Source organism: Rhodobacter capsulatus, from assembly GCF_005144475.1.
Lineage (GTDB): Bacteria > Pseudomonadota > Alphaproteobacteria > Rhodobacterales > Rhodobacteraceae > Rhodobacter > Rhodobacter capsulatus_C.
The window spans coordinates 49,366-66,390 of the sequence record NZ_SWJZ01000016.1; the positions used below are offsets into that span (position 1 = coordinate 49,366).

The 17,025-nt window shown below is 67.4% G+C and carries 15 protein-coding genes and 1 CRISPR repeat array; of the genes, 1 reads left to right on the forward strand and 14 read right to left on the reverse strand.

Annotated features, from left to right (window positions below):
* Nucleotides 1–38 precede the first annotated feature (38 nt).
* From FBT96_RS05470 to FBT96_RS05500, 7 genes are all read right to left on the reverse strand, one after another.
* Nucleotides 39–1,136 carry an ABC transporter substrate-binding protein gene (locus tag FBT96_RS05470; protein WP_136905324.1) on the reverse strand — a complete coding sequence of 366 codons (1,098 nt, stop codon included), beginning with the start codon at nucleotides 1,134–1,136 and terminating at the stop codon, nucleotides 39–41.
* A gap of 11 nt (nucleotides 1,137–1,147) precedes the next feature.
* On the reverse strand, nucleotides 1,148–2,290 hold the full coding sequence (locus FBT96_RS05475) for an ABC transporter ATP-binding protein (protein WP_136905325.1): 1,143 nt from the start codon (nucleotides 2,288–2,290) through the stop codon (nucleotides 1,148–1,150).
* Nucleotides 2,291–2,293: 3 nt separating this feature from the next.
* On the reverse strand, nucleotides 2,294–4,090 hold the full coding sequence (locus tag FBT96_RS05480) for an ABC transporter permease (RefSeq protein ID WP_136905349.1): 1,797 nt from the start codon (nucleotides 4,088–4,090) through the stop codon (nucleotides 2,294–2,296).
* Between the two features lie 413 nt (nucleotides 4,091–4,503).
* On the reverse strand, nucleotides 4,504–4,626 hold the full coding sequence (locus FBT96_RS21420; protein WP_283234917.1) for a hypothetical protein: 123 nt from the start codon (nucleotides 4,624–4,626) through the stop codon (nucleotides 4,504–4,506).
* Between the two features lie 25 nt (nucleotides 4,627–4,651).
* On the reverse strand, nucleotides 4,652–5,896 hold the full coding sequence (arsJ, locus tag FBT96_RS05490; RefSeq protein WP_136905326.1) for an organoarsenical effux MFS transporter ArsJ: 1,245 nt from the start codon (nucleotides 5,894–5,896) through the stop codon (nucleotides 4,652–4,654).
* A 77-nt stretch (nucleotides 5,897–5,973) separates the two neighbouring features.
* Nucleotides 5,974–6,981, reverse strand: a complete 1,008-nt coding sequence (locus FBT96_RS05495) for an ArsJ-associated glyceraldehyde-3-phosphate dehydrogenase (protein WP_136905350.1) — start codon at nucleotides 6,979–6,981, stop codon at nucleotides 5,974–5,976.
* A 2-nt stretch (nucleotides 6,982–6,983) separates the two neighbouring features.
* Nucleotides 6,984–7,829, reverse strand: a complete 846-nt coding sequence (locus FBT96_RS05500) for a metalloregulator ArsR/SmtB family transcription factor (protein WP_136905327.1) — start codon at nucleotides 7,827–7,829, stop codon at nucleotides 6,984–6,986.
* A gap of 1,155 nt (nucleotides 7,830–8,984) precedes the next feature.
* Here FBT96_RS05500 and FBT96_RS21205 point away from each other — a divergent pair.
* Nucleotides 8,985–9,440, forward strand: coding sequence for a GSU2403 family nucleotidyltransferase fold protein (locus FBT96_RS21205; protein ID WP_249306329.1), 456 nt, complete (start codon nucleotides 8,985–8,987; stop codon nucleotides 9,438–9,440).
* An 86-nt stretch (nucleotides 9,441–9,526) separates the two neighbouring features.
* Nucleotides 9,527–11,263: direct repeats of the CRISPR family, unit length 29 nt; unit sequence GGGTCTATCCCCGCGGGTGCGGGGGAACC.
* Between the two features lie 64 nt (nucleotides 11,264–11,327).
* Here FBT96_RS21205 and cas2e read toward each other — a convergent pair.
* From cas2e to FBT96_RS05540, 7 genes are read right to left on the reverse strand one after another with little or no spacing between them, the layout of a single operon-like run.
* Nucleotides 11,328–11,621 carry a type I-E CRISPR-associated endoribonuclease Cas2e gene (gene cas2e, locus FBT96_RS05510; protein WP_136905328.1) on the reverse strand — a complete coding sequence of 98 codons (294 nt, stop codon included), beginning with the start codon at nucleotides 11,619–11,621 and terminating at the stop codon, nucleotides 11,328–11,330.
* The gene (gene cas1e / locus FBT96_RS05515) at nucleotides 11,621–12,499 is read right to left on the reverse strand and encodes a type I-E CRISPR-associated endonuclease Cas1e (protein WP_136905329.1); all 879 of its coding nucleotides are present in this window, start codon (nucleotides 12,497–12,499) and stop codon (nucleotides 11,621–11,623) included. Before cas1e ends, cas2e begins: the two co-directional genes overlap by 1 nt.
* On the reverse strand, nucleotides 12,493–13,233 hold the full coding sequence (locus tag FBT96_RS05520; RefSeq protein WP_136905330.1) for a type I-E CRISPR-associated protein Cas6/Cse3/CasE: 741 nt from the start codon (nucleotides 13,231–13,233) through the stop codon (nucleotides 12,493–12,495). Before FBT96_RS05520 ends, cas1e begins: the two co-directional genes overlap by 7 nt.
* Complete coding sequence (cas5e, locus tag FBT96_RS05525; protein ID WP_136905331.1) at nucleotides 13,230–13,898, reverse strand: type I-E CRISPR-associated protein Cas5/CasD; 669 nt, start codon at nucleotides 13,896–13,898, stop codon at nucleotides 13,230–13,232. The genes FBT96_RS05520 and cas5e overlap by 4 nt, the downstream gene beginning before the upstream one ends.
* A complete protein-coding gene (gene cas7e / locus FBT96_RS05530) occupies nucleotides 13,895–15,031 on the reverse strand; it encodes a type I-E CRISPR-associated protein Cas7/Cse4/CasC (RefSeq protein ID WP_136905332.1) in 1,137 nt (378 codons plus the stop codon). Before cas7e ends, cas5e begins: the two co-directional genes overlap by 4 nt.
* A complete protein-coding gene (locus FBT96_RS05535; RefSeq protein WP_136905333.1) occupies nucleotides 15,024–15,557 on the reverse strand; it encodes a type I-E CRISPR-associated protein Cse2/CasB in 534 nt (177 codons plus the stop codon). The genes cas7e and FBT96_RS05535 overlap by 8 nt, the downstream gene beginning before the upstream one ends.
* Nucleotides 15,550–16,917, reverse strand: a complete 1,368-nt coding sequence (locus FBT96_RS05540) for a hypothetical protein (protein ID WP_212635357.1) — start codon at nucleotides 16,915–16,917, stop codon at nucleotides 15,550–15,552. The genes FBT96_RS05535 and FBT96_RS05540 overlap by 8 nt, the downstream gene beginning before the upstream one ends.
* Between the last annotated feature and the right edge of the window lie 108 nt (nucleotides 16,918–17,025).

Genomic DNA, 17,025 nt, shown 5'->3' on the forward strand with positions numbered 1-17,025 from the left:
GCGGCGGGCGTGACGCCGCCGCCGTCAAGGGGAAGGGATCATTCGGCGCGGGCGACCGCCCAGAGATCCTGCCAGTCCTGCCGCCGGGTCCAGTCGCTTTGCGCCGTGGCCGGTTCATAGGGCGTCATTTCGGCAAAATGCGCCGCCACGCCCGAGGGTTCGTCGGCGGGCATCGCGATGGCGCGGTTCGAGGATTGCTTGCCGTCCTGCGTTTGCGGCGCAGCGCCCTCGGCGGTCATGATGAAATGGATGAACAGCTTCGCGGCGTTCGGGCTGGGCGTGTTTTTCACCATGAAAACCGTCTTCGCCCCCATGAAGCCCGCAAAGGGCTGCACCCCGGCGCAGAGGCCCAGTTTCGCGCCATTCTCGTTTTCGCGATATTTGCCGGTCGAGATCAGGCCGACGAAAGTCTCGCGGCTGTCAGGGGCGCCCACGGCCTGCGCCGCGTCGCTGTCGCTGTCGGTCAAAAGCGGCTGGTTGCGCGCCAAAGCCGCCACCCATTGCGCGGTGGCCGTGCCCTTCGACGGGTCAATCGGCGTGCCGAACTCGGCCGCATAGGCCGCGGCCATCGCCGCGTCGTGATGCTCCTCGAGCTGGTTGAACCAGTCGGTATAGGCGGGCTTGCCCAAGGGGTCCTGCATCGCCACATGGCCCTTCCAGGCGGGCCGGGTCAGCTGCCACAGGTTGGTGATCGGGCAGGTCTGGTGCAGCGCGGTGTTGTAGCTCACCACATCGGCCGAGACATTGAGCACCAGCGGCGCCTGCATCTCGGCGGGAACCAGATCGGCCAGATCATCGGGGAACCAGGTTTTGACAAAGCCCGGCCCGATCAGCTGCGCCTGCGCCGCGGGCACGTCCGAGATCACCACGACCCCGGCCTGCACATTGCCTGCCTCCTGTTCCGCGGTGACGATCTTGATCGTCTGCGTCACCTTGGATTTCGTGCCATTGGCCTTGAGGCCGTATTTCGCGGCGAAGGCCTCGGCCTGTTCGGTGATCTTGCCGGTGGAATCGTAGATCACCAGCGGCGGTTCGCTGCGGGCGGCAGAGAGCAGCGCGGCTTCGTCGAAGGGCTCGGCCAGACCCGGCAGGGCGGGCAGACAGAGCGCAAGGGCAAGCAGGGACAGGTGTTTCATCTCGGATCCTCTCAGGAGGTTGCGGGAAGGGAAAGGGGGGGCTGCGGCGCCGTCCGGCGCCCGGGGTCGGTCAAGGTGATCCGCTGCCCGGTCGCGTCGAACAGATGCAGCGCCTCGGGGCTGAGCCGCGCCTGCAGCGCGGTGCCGGGGGCCCAGGGCGGCGGGCGGTGGGTGATCGCGGTCAGGACCGTGGTTTCGGCCGGGGCGCGGTGCAGAAGTTCCAAAAGCCAGCCGCCGCCGGTGGGCAGCACCGCGCCCAGATCAAGCGGCAGGCTGCCCGGGCCGGGCCTTGTGTCGAGCGCGATCCCCTCGGGGCGCAGGCCAAGCGCGGCGGCCTGCGGCAACAGCCGGGCGAGCGGGCCAAGCGCCCCGGTCCGCGCCAGCGTCTCGGCGAGCGGCGTTCCGGTCGCGATCATGTTGATCGGCGGGTTGCCGATGAATTCCGCGACGAAACGGGTGGCAGGCTGGCCATAGATCTGATCGGGGCTGCCCACCTGCTGCACCGCGCCGCGGCGCATCACCGCGATGCGGGTGGCCAGCGTCATCGCCTCCCACTGGTCATGGGTGACGAAGACGATGGTGGTGCCGAACTCGCGGTGCAGCCGCGCCAGTTCCGCCCGCATCGTCAGCCGCAACCCGGCATCAAGGTTCGACAAAGGTTCGTCGAGCAGCAGCACCCCCGGATCGACCACCAGCGCCCGCGCCAGCGCCACGCGCTGTTGTTGCCCGCCCGAAAGCTGGCTGGGCAGCCGGTCCGCCAGGGCCGAGATGCAGAGCTTTTCCATCACCGCGCCCAGCCGCGCCTGCCGCTCGGCCGCGGGAACATTGCGCAGCCGCAGCCCGAAATCGATGTTGCGCGCAACCGTCATGTGCGGCCACAGCGCATAGGACTGGAACACCAGCCCCAGACCGCGCCGCTCGGGCGGGACGAAGATGCCGCGGCGCAGGCTGTCGACCAGCTGCCCGCCGATGGCGATTTCCCCGCCCGAGACCTGTTCCAGCCCCGCGATCATCCGCAGGATCGTGGTCTTGCCGCAGCCCGAAGGCCCCAGCAGGCACATGAAATCGCCCTTCGCCACGGTCAAGGAGACCGCGCGCACCGCGGGATCGCGGCCGTAACTCTTGCTCAGGTTTGTCAGCTCGATCTGCGGCATCAGTCACGCTCCCAGCCCGTCGGCCAGTCCCGTGCGGGTCAGCCGGTTGATCGCCATCGTGCCGCCCCAGGAGACCAGCGCGATCATCAGCACCACCGCATTGGCGGCCTGTTCGTAATTGTAATCGACGAGCCGAAGCGCCCAGGTGGTCAGCACATCGGTTGCCGGAACCGCAAGAATGATGAACAGCGAGACGTTCTTGATCCCCGAGATGAAGGGCATCAGCACCGCGCTGATCAGCGGGCCGCGCTGGATCGGCAGCACGATGGCGCGCATCCGGGCCAGCCAGCCCGCGCCGATCATCCGCCCGGCCTCCTCGGCCTCGGCGCCCAGCTGCGTCATCGCGGCAATGCCGGTGCGGGCGGCGAAGGGCATCTGATCGGCGACCATGGCTAGGAACAGGATGACCGGCGTGCCGTAAAGCGCCGGGATCGGGCCGCGTTGAACCGCAAACAGCGCCATGAAGGCGGCGGCAAAGGCGATGCCGGGCACCAGATAGGGCAGGAAGGTGATCTGACGCAGCGCCGTGGCGACCCAGCGCACCGGGCTGCGCACCACCGCATAGCCCACCAGCATGCCCAGCACCCCCGCCGTCAACGCCGCCGCGCCGACGATGCGGACCGAATTGCCGAAAGCCTGCCAGAACTCGGGCGCGAGCAGGATGCCCGAGCGCAGGGCGACCGTGTGCAGATCGGTGCCGATCCAGTAATCGAAGGTGAAGTTCTCTGCGGTGAACCGGCCGGGCAGCTTCATCACCGTCGAGAGCGCCAGCGCCGAAAGCGGCACCGCCACGCCCAGAACAAAGGTCAGCGCCGCCAGCGTGAAGGCGGGCCAGCGCCAGCGGCCCAGCGCTTGCAGCCGCTCGGTCATGCCCTTGCCGCCGATGGTGACGAAGCGGCGGCTTTCCCGCATCATCCAGGCGTCCAGGCCCAGCGTCGCCACGCCGATCAGCAGGATCACCCCCGCCAGCACCGCCGCGACGCCATCTTGCTGCGTGCCGATGGCGCGGTAAAGCGAGGTCGAGAGCGTCTCGAACCGCACCGGCAGGCCAAGGATATAGGCCACCGAAAACTCGCCCACGCCATCGGCAAAGATCAGCAACGCCGCCGACAGAAGCGCCGGACGCAACAGCGGCAGCAGGATCTTGCGCAGGATCTGGCCGCGCGGGGCGCCCAGCATCCGCGCGGCTTCCTCCAACTGGCCATCGATGCGGCGCAGCGCGGTGCCGGTCAGCAGGATCGCATAGGGCGTGTAATGCAGCGCGAGGATCAGCACGGTCGGAAAGAGCCCGTAAGACACCCAGTTGGGCGGCGCATGGCCCAGCGCCTCGGCCCAGCCGGGCTGGCCGCCGACGGTGCGGTTCTTGAACAGCGTCAGCCAGGCCAGCGCGAAGGTCGAGGCGGGCAACATGCAGGGCACGATCAGCGCGGTCGAAAACCAGCGCCGCCCCGGCAGGTCGGTGCGCGCCAGAAGCCAGCCCAGCAGCGTGCCGAGCGCGAGCGCCAGCGCGGTGGCCGACAGCGCCACGATCAGCGTGTTCAGCAGCGGCCGCCAGAACAGCAGCTGCGACATGCGCGAGGCCAGAACGCGCTCAAGATAATAGCTGGTGAGGCTGCCAGGTTGCACATGCGTGCGCGCCTCGTCGCCGATCTGCGCGACCACCAGATCCGCCAGCAGCGACGCCACGGGCGCGGCGATCAGATAAAGGAACAGCCCCAGCAGCACGAGGGCCAGAACCAGGGTGGCGTCCTGAAACGCTGTTCTTGCCCGATAAAGGGACGGCCCCAGTCGTTCCGGCATCTGAAGGAAAGAAGAGCGTATCGGCATCGCGGGATCCTTGTCCATTGCCGGATCCCTAGGCCGATTCCGTGACGGGCCGATGACATCTTGCACCTATGTGCAACGCGGGTCTGCCCGAAGCGCCCGGTCCCATCGGCGGCGGTGCGCAGCTTTGACCCTGCCGGAGCCACATCGTGACCCCGGGCGGTCAGAGGGGTCACATGAGCAAGCCGGGACCCTCTCGCCCGCACCGGCGAACGGGTCCGGTTCTGCCGCCATCATCGACCGGAAGCGCCCTTTCGCCCAACAGCTTTTGCGACGCCGTCGGACGGGCGCCGCGCGCCTGCGGCAGACCAGACCCCAAAGCCCAAGCGCAACGGCAAGCCCAAGATGCCATGCCCACGCCGGGGGGGCGGTCGAGACGGTTGGATCGTTCATGCGGCGCTCCTGCGGGGGGCGGCGGCGGCCGCCAGAACGGCGGTCAGCACGGCGCGGATTTCGGGCGCCATCTCGGGGTTCCGCCGATAACGGACCCATTGCGCGTCGCGGCGGTCCACCACCAGCCCCGCCTGTTTCCGCGCCTCAGTCCCGCGCCAGCCTGCGCGCGGCGATCCAGCTTGCCGCCGCCATCGCGCCCGCGGTGGCAAGGCAAAGCGGCAGCCCGCCGATCTGGTAGCTGAGGCCCGACAAGAGCGTGCCAACCAGCCGCCCGGCCGCATTGGCCATGTAGTAAAAGCCCACGTCGCGGGTGATCCGTCTGGCGTCGCCAAAGGCAAGGATCAGATAGGAATGCACCGAGGAGTTGATCGCGAAGACGAAGCCGAAGGCGAGAAGCCCCAAAAGGATCGTGGCGGTCAGCCAAGGCGCGGGCGCGGGGGCGATCTGCACGGCCGCCGCCAGCGCGAAGGGGATCGGCACGAGATAGCCCGCCCAGGCGATCGCCTTTGCCGTGATCGCGGCCTCGGGCTGGGATTTCGCGCCCAAAAGCCGCGGCGCAAAGGCCTGCACCGCGCCATAGGCGATGATCCAGAGCGCCATGAAACCGCCGGTCAGAAAGAACGCCTCGCGCCGCCCCTCGGCCGTGCCATCCGACAGAACCGCCTGGAAATACACGGGCAAGCCGACGACGAACCAGACATCGCGGGCGCCGAACAGGAACATCCGCGCCAAGGAGAGCCGGTTCACCCGCGGGTCTTGGGATCGCCAGCCGCCCCAAGACTCCTCGGATTTCATCTTTCCGGGCAGGCCTGCGGGCAGGAACAGCACCACCGCGATCAGGATCGCCGCCAAGAGCCCTGCCATGCCCCAGATCGCCGGTGTGAACCCCACAACGCCCAAGAGCGCCGCGCCGAGGAAGAAGCCCAGCCCCTTGACCGCGTTCTTTGACCCGGTCAGCGCCGCGACCCAGCGAAAGAGCCCTGCCTCGCCGCCGGGCGCCAGCAGCTTGACCGCCGATTTCGACGACATCTTGGCCAGATCCTTGGCCACGCCGGACAGCCCCTGCACCGTCATCACGAAGGCGACCGAAACCGGGATCGACCAGCCCGGGTCCAGCTGCGAAAGCGCGATCAGCGCCGCCACCTGCAGCCCCAACCCGGCGTAAAGCGTGGCCGCCAGACCAAACCGCGCCGCCAGCCACCCGGCGCCGAGGTTGGTGCCGATCCCCGCGATTTCATAAAGCAGAAACAGCCAGGCCAGCGCGACCGGGCTGAACCCCAGCCCGTTGAACTGCAAGAGCACCAGCATGCGCAGCGCGCCATCGGAAAGCATGAAGGCCCAATAGGCGGCGGTGACGGCGGCGTAAGCGCGGATCGGAGTGTCGGACATGGCGGGTTCCTGCCCGGGCCGCCGGGGGCTGTCTGCCCCCGGACCCCCGAGGATATTTTGACCAAGGTGAAAGCAGATCAGAGGCTTGCGGCCACCATCCGGGTGATATCGGCCATCCGGCAGACATAGCCCCATTCGTTGTCATACCAGGCGTAAAGCTTCAGCTGCGTGCCGTTCACCACCATCGTCGAAGGACCGTCGATGATCGCGGACCGCGGGTCATTGGTGAAATCCGAAGACACGAGCGGCCGGGTCTCGAAGCCGAGAATGCCCTTGAACGGCCCTTCGGCGGCGGTTTTGAACAGGCTGTTCACCTCCTCCACCGTCGTCGGGCGCTCGAGCTCGAAGACGCAATCGGTCAGCGAGGCGTTCAGCAGCGGCACCCGGACGGCATGGCCGTTGAGCCGCCCCGTCAGTTCGGGATAGATCAGCGTGATCGCCGTGGCCGAGCCGGTGCTGGTGGGGATGAGGTTCATCAGTGCGGACCGGGCCCGGCGCAGATCTTTCGCGGGGCGGTCCACGATGGTTTGCGTGTTCGTCACGTCATGCAGCGTGGTGATGGATCCGTGTTTGATCCCGAGGGCTTCGTGGATCACCTTCACCACCGGGGCAAGGCAGTTCGTGGTGCAAGACGCCGCCGTGATCAGCCGTTGGCTGCCATCATAAAGCGCGTGATTGACACCATGGACGAGGTTCAGCGCGGCTGCGTCCTTGATCGGGGCACTGACGACGACCTTGCGCACCCCCGCGTCGAAATAGGGCTGCAGCCTGGCCGCGGTCTTGAAATGGCCGGTGCAGTCCAGCACCAGATCGACGCTCCTCTCGGCCAAGGGCAGGGCTTCGAGCGTCTTTTCGCGCGTCAGGGGGATGCGCTGCCCCGCGATCTCCAGCCCGGCATCGGTGGCGGCAACGGGGGTCGGCCAGCGGCCATGCACCGTGTCGAATTCCAGCAGCAGCGCGTGGGTCTCGGCGTCACCCACGGCGTCGTTCAAAAGCACGATCTCCGCCCCGTGGCCCAGATCGACCAGCCGCCGCAGCACCAGTTTTCCCATCCGGCCAAGGCCGTTGATCGCGATTTTGGGCATGGTCATTCCTTTTCGGGCGCGGCGCCGATCGCATCGACGCGGGTCTGCAGGGCAAGGCGGTCGAGCGTGTCGAAGGGCAGTGCGACAAAGGCGGCGATGCGGCGGCGCAACGCGCCGTAGGTCTGCGCGAAGATCAGCGCCTTTTCCGCCTCGGTGCCCGTGGCCTTCACCGGGTCGGGCAGGCCCCAATGGCCGGTGATCGGCTGGCCGGGCCAGGGCGGGCACTCCTCGGCGGCGGCGGTGTCGCAGACGGTGAAGACGAAATCCATCGGCGGCGCCGCAGGGCCTTGGAATTCGGACAGGTGCTTGGCGCGCAGGCCGGTGAGGTCATGGTCGTTGCGGGCCAGAACCTCCCGCGTGACGGGGTTGATCGTGGTCCCGGGCCTTGTGCCGGCGGAATGGGCCGCGAACCGCCCCTTGCCCAGATCGCGCAGAAGCGCCTCGGCAAGGATCGAGCGGGCAGAGTTTCCCGAGCAGAGGAAGAGCACGTTGAACATGGCGTCCTGCATGGGTTTTTCCTTTGGCATGAGGGCTTTCGGCATCAGGTCGGGGCGGGCGCGGCCCAGATCGAGGGCGAGATAGCCGATCAGCGATTCGGTTTTGCGAAGGTCGACGGCGTAAAACAGCGAGCGCCCGTCGCGGCGCATCTGCACCAGCCCGCAGCCGGTCAGATCCGCCAGATGGTGCGAGAGCGTGTTTGGCTTCAGCGCCAAGGCGGTTGCGATTTCCGTCGGCCGCACGCCTTGCGGGGCAAAGCGCATCAAGAGCCGGAACACGGCCAACCGGCCGGGATGGCCGAGACAGGCGAAGGCAGAGGCGGCGTCGGGGGTGGGGCCCATCGTTTCCATTATTCCTGAATACTGGAATAAAAAAATCCGTCCAGTGAAGCTTTCATGACGGTCATGCAACGCTGCGCCACCGGAATGGGGATTTTACCCGGTCGCGGTGCAGAAGGGAGACATCCGCTCTGCCGGGGCCCGCGGGCAGGGTCATTCTTCCCGCGCTTCGCGTGCCCGGGAAGGGTGTCCGGCCAAGGCCTGCGCAAATCGTCGGAGGCGACAAACATCGTCGTGATCCGGCGGGTATGACCAAATCCACCCGCGGCGCAGGCTTGCCGCTTGCCCGGACGCCGACGGTGGGTGCCACCTTGCCTGGCGCGGGGCCCTTTGTCCGCCCCCGAGGGCCTCGTCTCGACGTCGGGACCGAAGTCCGGGCCGTTTCGGGTTCCCAAAAAGGCCCTCGGGCTTTGTGCAGCCCACGCGCAAACTGCCTGCAGAGGGGCGGGCCAGCGGTCTGCGATGCTGCACGAATTCGGTGGACTGGCTGGGGTACCCGGATGCCCACAAACCAAAACAAATGGTCTGATTTCTCTTTTGAACCAGTGCCTTGAGGGAGTGCCGCAAAGACCGCATCAGCATATGTGCAACCACGGATGCTCCCCCCCATGCAACTTCGCCACGGCCTTTCTGTCAAGCAAGCGCGCGGCAGGCACCGCTGCCGGGTGTTTGTCCGCCTCCCGGCGACAGGCCCGAGATCAGAGGACTGCTGCGATTGCGCGGTCGTTGGCCCCTTGATGCGAAGGGCGCTTTCCCGAAGATCGCGCCGTGCAACAAAAAATACTTTGCTGCACACATGCGCCGATGTGCAGCGATGTCATATTTGCGGCACACCCCGAGCGGCCCTGATGAGCATCCCCTCCCATTCCCGTGCCGCGCAAGTGGCCTGTCAGGATCTGCGGCGGCTGCATCTCGACGAGACCGCCTCCGACCTGATCGGTTCGGTCGAGGAGCGCCTTCGCAATGGCCGCACCTATCTCTGGGACAAATTCCGCATCGGGACCGAGATGAAGAGCCGCGATCTGGGCGAGGGGACGCCGGAGTTGCGCGCCCGGCTGGAACAGGCCGCAAGGTTGAAGGCCGCAAAGGAGCGTCGCAAGACGATGGCGCGGCTTTCCCGCGTCCTGGCGCCGAGGCGTTCACCGCAACGGACCGCGCACCGGCTCGTTGCTTCTGGCGTTCGCCCGCGCCGGGGTGTTCCGGCTCGGGGGCACTCTGGTCGGCACGGCCGCCTACGCGCTCTATCAGGGCGAGTTGGGGGGGCGTTTCGATATCGACGCGCGGGCGCAGACCGGGGACATCGACTTTGTCCGTTTCGAACGGCTTTCTGTCGCTCTGGGCGATCGGGTCGAGGAAACCCGCGGCGACATTCTTCAGGCTCTGAAATTCGACCCCGTGCCCGGGCTTTCCGATCGTCAGGTCTGGAAATGGCGGCAGAACCGGGGCGCGGCGATGGTGGCGTTCCTTACCCCGGCCTTTGGCGATGAGCGTGTCAAACCGCTTCCGCCGCTGGGGGTCAGCGCGCAGGCGCTCAATTATCTGAATTTCCTGATCGCCGCGCCGATCCCTGTTGTGGCGCTTTACCGTGCGGGCGTGCTGGTGCAGATCCCGCGGCCAGCCTGAAGAGACTGCCTGTCACGGCGGACATCCTGCGCGGATTGGCGTGAGCGGGGGAACCCTTCCGCAGGCGCGCAATTCGCCTGTGACATGGGTCTATCCCCGCGGGTGCGGGGGAACCTGGTGCACGAAGAAAGCGAAAGCCCGGAGATGAGGTCTATCCCCGCGGGTGCGGGGGAACCGCCCGCGCCGTGGCCGCAGGATACAGCTCGGGGGGTCTATCCCCGCGGGTGCGGGGGAACCAAATCGGGGGAAAGCGTGTCGTCATCGGCATCAGGTCTATCCCCGCGGGTGCGGGGGAACCTCGACCTATGCGCGCGGCTATCGCAATTCCGAGGGTCTATCCCCGCGGGTGCGGGGGAACCTGCTGCGGGGCGGTTACGCGCCGCCCCTGGTGGGGTCTATCCCCGCGGGTGCGGGGGAACCATGACGCGCGTCAGCTCGTCCATCTTCTGGGCGGGTCTATCCCCGCGGGTGCGGGGGAACCACAGCGTGGCGGAACGCAAGCGGGGGGCTGACGGGTCTATCCCCGCGGGTGCGGGGGAACCGACCGGATGAATCCCGATTCCGCTTTTGTGATGGGTCTATCCCCGCGGGTGCGGGGGAACCATTGAGGCTGTGTAGTAGGGCCACGGGAGAATGGGTCTATCCCCGCGGGTGCGGGGGAACCGCCCCGACGATCATCTCGTGGCGGGCACGGCGGGGTCTATCCCCGCGGGTGCGGGGGAACCGTCCCCCGGGTAAATCCCAGCTCATCGGCAATGGGTCTATCCCCGCGGGTGCGGGGGAACCTCAATGGTGGGCCGACGCCGACAGCCCGTTCTGGGTCTATCCCCGCGGGTGCGGGGGAACCGACAGGGTGACGGCGACGGTGTCCCCTGCGTCGGGTCTATCCCCGCGGGTGCGGGGGAACCGAGTAAAACAGGATCTGCGTCAGCCTGTCCTCGGGTCTATCCCCGCGGGTGCGGGGGAACCCGTCAACCATTGAACACTTCCTTCACCGCCTTGGGTCTATCCCCGCGGGTGCGGGGGAACCCCGCCGTCGCGGCTGGTGGCGCGGCCGGGGGAGGGTCTATCCCCGCGGGTGCGGGGGAACCCCGTTCCTGGCACGCCAGCAGCACCTCGCGCGGGGTCTATCCCCGCGGGTGCGGGGGAACCGCCTTGCGATGCCTCTGACGCGAGATCCTGCGGGGTCTATCCCCGCGGGTGCGGGGGAACCGTAGCCCCATTGCAGGAATACGGGCCGGATCGGGGTCTATCCCCGCGGGTGCGGGGGAACCGCGCTGGCAAACAAATACATGCGTTCGGACAAGGGTCTATCCCCGCGGGTGCGGGGGAACCGCCATCGGCACCTCGGCCACGATATTGCCGATGGGTCTATCCCCGCGGGTGCGGGGGAACCTGCTCAGGATACCTTTGCGGTGCTTTCGGACAGGGTCTATCTCCGCGGGTGCGGGGGAACCGCGACCGGCGCCCCGACGACGCGGACTTCGTAGGGTCTATCCCCGCGGGTGCGGGGGAACCGTGGCGGTGGGTGACGGCCGCGAGCTGATCGAGGGTCTATCCCCGCGGGTGCGGGGGAACCGTGCCCAAGTGGGACCCCCAAGCCGTCACCAAGGGTCTATCCCCGCGGGTGCGGGGGAACCTTTTCGCCGCCTCGATCCGTCCGGCCGCAACCGGGTCTATCCCCGCGGGTGCGGGGGAACCACAATCCCCAGCGCCGTGCGGGGCTACATCCGGGGTCTATCCCCGCGGGTGCGGGGGAACCTTTGGGCGATTTCATTCAAGCCCCCTGCTTGCGGGTCTATCCCCGCGGGTGCGGGGGAACCTCTGCGAAGCAAGGCCATGATTCAATTCAATTGTCAAAGAGCGCAGAGGCGAGCTTCCGGGGCATTACTTTCGCTTAACGAGTAAAATCCCATCAGCGTCGACAATCTCCTTCGGGGGCTCTCCCAGCATCCGCAATCCAAGATTTCCAACCGCCTTGGTGTCGCGCCAGACCAGAACGAGCGACCCGTTACCCAGGGTTTCCCACCAGTCCTGCATCACCGACCAGACCCTTTCACGCACGCCCGCGGTCATTTCGGGAGCAACGTAGACACCGGGGGCAACTTCGAGCATGACCGAGGTCAGGAACCCCCGATACCGCGCCTCGACATCGCGGGTGATGATCACGGTCAGGGCCATCAGGGATTGCGCCCCTCGATAAGGGCGGTAATGCGCTCGATCATTGCGGGAATGATGCCCTGCTTGGCGAGCGCGGCACCGGTCAGGCGGCGCGTCAGGCGTTCGATGTTCTCCGCGGGTCGGTCGGTGGCGATTTTCGCAGCCTTGAAGGCGCAGGGTACGGTCACGCTGTCGCGATAAAGATCGGCGACGTCCAGAACGAAGCTCTGCCCCGGATCCTCGTGGATGAAGCCCAGTTGCGGGATCGTGGCGGTGGCGCAGACGGCAATGGCCGCGGCGGCCTCGACGGCGGAAGCCGCGTGGTTCAAGGCCTGGTTCGGCAGATCGGCTGACAGCGGATCACCGCGGTCATAGCGCCGCCCCTGCCAGCGGATGCCGTGGCGCTGGGCGGTCAAGGCGTAGGTTTCCTTCATCCGGGCGCCCTCGATGCCGCGCAGGACATCCAGATCGGCGTGCGGAAACACCTCGCCCAGACGCAGCGCATACATCCGCCGCGCCGTCATGATGCGCAGATCGTCGTCGGCCCAGATCCGCGCCTGCAGCCGGGCAAGGCCGGAGCGGTCGGGGATCAGCGGCGGGGCGGTGTAGAGCCGAACACCGTCCTCGCCCACCGCGGCAAGCGCCGTGCGCGCATGGGCGAGAAGGCGCAAGGCATCATGGCTGACGGTTGAGCCCGGGCCGAGCAGGAGGATGGAAACGCCCTGCAGCGGAATGGCGTACTCGCCCGGAGCGAGGGCGTCAGCTGCGGTCGGATCGCCTTGCAGAAAGGCGAGCGTTCCATCGCGCGCGGTCAGGGCTCCGCGGGCAAGGTAAAGGCACCCCGCGCGGTCGGCGTGGGGCACCTTGGCACTGTCGAGGCCGAGCCGCCCCTTCAGCATGGTCTTTGCGGCGGGCGCAGAAGCAGCATTCCGAAACCATAGCTGCGATGGCGACCGACGCCGCGGGCAAGGCAGTCCGCGAAGGCGGCAGGATCCGTGATCCGCAAGGTGCCGTGGATCACCGCATCGGGGCCTTCGAGACGCCTGCCTCCGCGGCGGATCCGGCTGCGCTGGAAACTGGCAAGACCGGTCCGCTCCGGTTCCAGCTCCGCCGCCGGAGCCAGCCGTTCGGCAAGCCAGTCGAGGTAGATCGCCTCGCGCGAACCGGGCAAACCGCGCAGGGCGGCGGCAAGAAAAGCATCGACTTCGGCCCCCTTGGAAAGCGACACGGCTGCCCCGGTCTCTGTCTCGCCCTGCAGGGCTGAAGCCAGGCGCACCACCGGACGCAACCGCAGATCGAAGCCCAGGCGCTGACCCGTGACCCAGGTCTCGGGGGGACGTGGCACCGAGCGCAGGGCGTCGAGCCGGATCACTTCGGTCTCGGACGGGCCAAGGACAGGCAGGGCGGCGAGACGCAGGGTCTCGGCGTCGACGCGGGCATAGCCGTACAGCGTGCCGGACCGTGCCCGAGGGGCGACCAGCAGGCGAAAGGGCTGCAGCGCGGCCGGTCCGAAGGCTTCGCCCAGAAGGTGATGCAGGGCAAGGCCCTCGTCGGCGGCGTCGATGCCGCGATGCCCGGCCCAAAGATGCAGCGCGCGCAGGGCGATCGGCAGTTCGATCAGATGCAGGCTCATCCGATGGCCCCCTCTACCACGACCCGGCTTCCGGCATGAAGGCCGGTGCGCCAGTTGCGCAGATCCGCAAGGTCGGTGCTGCCGGGCTCCGCGGTTTCCTGCTGTGGCCAGATCGCCCGGCCTGACAGCCCCAGCGCCTGCAAGGCGGCCAGGACGCCCGAAGCCTCGATCCAGCCCGCAAAAAGCGGGGCCGAGGGCAGGCACGGTTTGCGGCCGATGAAGAGCGGACGCGCGGGTCGTTCGAGCGCCTTGGCCAGATCGTCGAGGGAAGGTTCCGCACCGTCCGAGAGGCGCAGCACGACGCGACAATCGTGATCGGCCAGATAGTCGCGCCGGCGGCGGTGCGGACTGTCGTACGTGGCGCCCGCACGTTTTTCCGGGCGCCCGGAGGTGGTCCAGCCGGTGTCCGAAGCTTCGAGCTTGGCATTTTGCATATCCGTCAGAACACGCCCCTGCCGCGCGATCAGGGCACCGAAGATCAGCCGGTCCTGCAACGCCTGATGCGCTGCCCCGTTCTCGCGGCGCAGCCCAAGGGCATTGGCGAAAAGCCCGGTCAGCGCCGATGCCGAAGGGAAATCGCGCGTCGGCCCGACCTGATCAATGGCCACCCCGCCAAAGGCCATCAAGGGGGCGCAAAGGCGCAGATGCAGCCAGCGCTCGGTCATGCCTTCGCGCTTTCAAGATGGGCGGGCAGATCGCGCACGAAGGCGGCGAGGTCCGCAAGGTTGCCGCGGTCCGCGCCCGAGACCTCGGCATTGGCAAGCGACATCACCCGCCGGGTCTCGCCCGTGGCATAGGCCGCATCGAGGGACGCCAGATGTTCGGAAAGCCGCGCCACCGCCACGCCCGTCGTCGCAGCGCAGGGGCTGCGGAAGGCTTCGGCGAGAGACCGCGGCTGCCGGTCACCGGCCTCGACCAACAGGAAGGAGGCCCGCGAATAGGGTGCGGTCGAGCCGAGTTTCGCGCCCGGGGACACTTCCGCGATCAGGTAAAGCAGGTTGTGCAGCACGTCACCTGCCAGCGCGAGATCGCCGCCAAGGTTCGCGATCAGGCCGGGGATGTCGACCACGACATAGCCGTAGAACAGCCCCGAGGTCAGTTCGGTTTCCTGGATCGTGTCGGCCCCGGTGTCCTCGTCGCGCGCAAGATCGTCGGCGGCGATGAAATAGTCGCTCTCGGCTTCTTCGGCGTGGACGGTGAAGGCATGGGCGACATGCACCGGCGCGTCAATATTGGCCTTGGGATCCGAGGTGACCATGCGGCCGAAAAGGGCGCCGACCAGACCGCCGGGCAGCTTTGCCCCCTCGCTCAGCGCCTTGAGGTTGGCCTTGTGCGCCTTGAGCCATTCCTTCGCCAGATCCTCGGCCCGTTTCGGATCTGTGCCCGCTTCCGCCACCAGTCGCTGCGCCTGAACGGTCAGATAGGCCACTTCGGGAGCCCCCAGAAGCAAGGTCTGGCGGGACTTCTTGTCCGCCCCCTTGTCACCGTAAACCGCCACGAGCATCGCCTCGCGGATCGGTTTCAGCACGGCCTCCCCAACGCCTTCGGACCAGCCGCTCAGAACTTTCCGATCGATCGTTTCGCGCGACCGGAACGCCTCTGCGGCGCCGTCGATCCGGCTCAGCGCATGCGGATCCTCGGCCAGCCGCCAATGCCGCTTGAGGCATTGCGAACTGATGCGGGTGCGCAGCGCGCCGCCGAAGGGCAGGCGCTTGGCGAGCCCCGCATCGTCCCGGTTCAGAAGGGCCGCGGTGTAAGGCGCAAGGAAATGGATTTGCAGAAAACGCGGATCAGGCATCGTGACGCTCCTGTTGCGGGGAATGATCGAGGCGGGTGTAATAGTCGCGGGCCAGCCGGTCCGAGGCGGGGTTCAGAAAAGCCCGGGCGAGGCTGACGACATCGAGGCGTGGGCGGGCACGGGCGATCATCCGGATCATCCGCTCCAGCGCCTCGGCCCGCGCTTCGCCGCGCATCGCCAGAAGTCGCGCCAGACGCTGTTCCGAAATGACGGGTTTCGCCGTCTCGGCGCTGATCGCCGCCCCGGCATTGCCGCCGTCGGCCAGCACGGCCCCCAGCTTGCGCCCGGCTGCGTGGATCGTGTCGGTTTCGCTGGCAGGCGTCAGCAAGGCAACCGACCGGGTAAAGCGCAGCCAGAGCGCCTCCTGCCCGGGGGCAATCTCAAGACGCGCGACCTGACGCCAGAACACCGGGGCGCCTTCCGGTCCCATCCGCCGCGCGGCGGCCTTGTCGCCGGGATCGGCCTGACCGAGTGCCTTGGCGATGGCAAGTGCCCTGCGGGCGGTCTCGTCGGTGTCTTCAGACATGTGCCCCCTCCTGCGGGATCAGTCCCTGCATGGCGAAACGAATGCCGCGTTCCATCGCCTCGCGTCCGCGCAGTTCGGCCCTCGGCCGCATCAGACTGGCGCAGGGAATGCCAGAGAGTGCAGCGCTGAATTCCGACCGTGCGATGGCGGCGAGGCGCTCAAGAAAGGCGCGGCGGAAGGTGGCGATGTCCTCGGTGCGGGTCGCCCCAAGCCGGGACCAGAGTTCCGGAAAGAACATCCGGTCGGCCTGATGACGCAGTTCGGCGCGCGCCGGTCTGCTGCGCATGTAATGCTCCTCCTTGAGTTTGCCGCGGTCCCCGCCCGCAGCGACGGTTGCCAACCCGTTCCGCAAGGATTGGTCTATCGCCTTGATGTCTTCGAGGATGTCCCGCGCCAGAGGGACAGGTCTTGTGCCGAACATCTCTGCGACCATCGCCTTTGGGATCGGGATGACGCGGGATTTGAAACCATCAGTCTTGGAGTTCCCGCGGGCAAAGGCCTCGGCGATCAACGCCATCGGGCGCGTTTCTTCATCGCGTTGTGCGCGAGCGAGCAGTGGCAGGCGCCACTCCCCTGAATAAAGCAGTGAAACCAGAAGGTCATAGGTCCAGTCGCGGTCGCCGAGCGTGAGGCTCTTGCTGTCTTTGAGTTGCACAGGCGCCCAAGGGTCGCCCGTATTGCCCTTTGCGTCTTTGCCCGCTACGCGCGCCGCACCTGAGGTGCTGCGCTCTGCTCGCAGCGGGCCCGCCGTCGTCGGCATCCGGATACGCCTGCAAACTTCGAGAGCGAGCGGGTCGAGACTTGCCAGATCAAGCGAGACGTCGCCTGCCCAAGGGAGGATCCAGAGAAGCTTGTGGCCGCTTTGCGCTGACGCTCGGGATTGGATCAAGCTGACCAGATCGCGCCTCCACCAGTCGGATGCGGAAACTTCTGCCGTCTTTTCGGCCAGAGGCGCCAATCCCATCAGCACGCGCGACGACGAACCGCCATTCATCCGCGCGATGCCGTAGTTTCCGGCGCCGCCAAACCCCTCCATCGTCTGCAGGCTGACCAGCGCGAAGACCCAATCCTGCGGCGCAGCATTCATGGCGATGTCGCGCTTCACGTCATGATTGCGCGCGGTGATCAGCATGTCGAGCGCATCGGGTGTGGCCACCTCGGTCCATTTCAGACCACCCGGATCCGGCGGCTGCAGGAAAGCGGGCTTTGACCGCTCCGCGACCACCAGATGCCAGGGTTCACCAGTCGGGAAATCGGGTGTCAGCGCCGAAAGCGCCGCGCGCCAACGCGCCTCGTCCTCGGGCAGATCGTCCCGACCCGCCGCTTCCAGCGCCAGAACGCCAAGCTGCACCAGAAACATGTGCCAAGCCGGGCGCTGATGCGGGCGCAGCGCCGGAAACCGCGCCACCTCGCCGCGCGCCATCGCCGCCATCACCCCCGGCAGGCTGTGCCAGCCGCGATCGCTTTG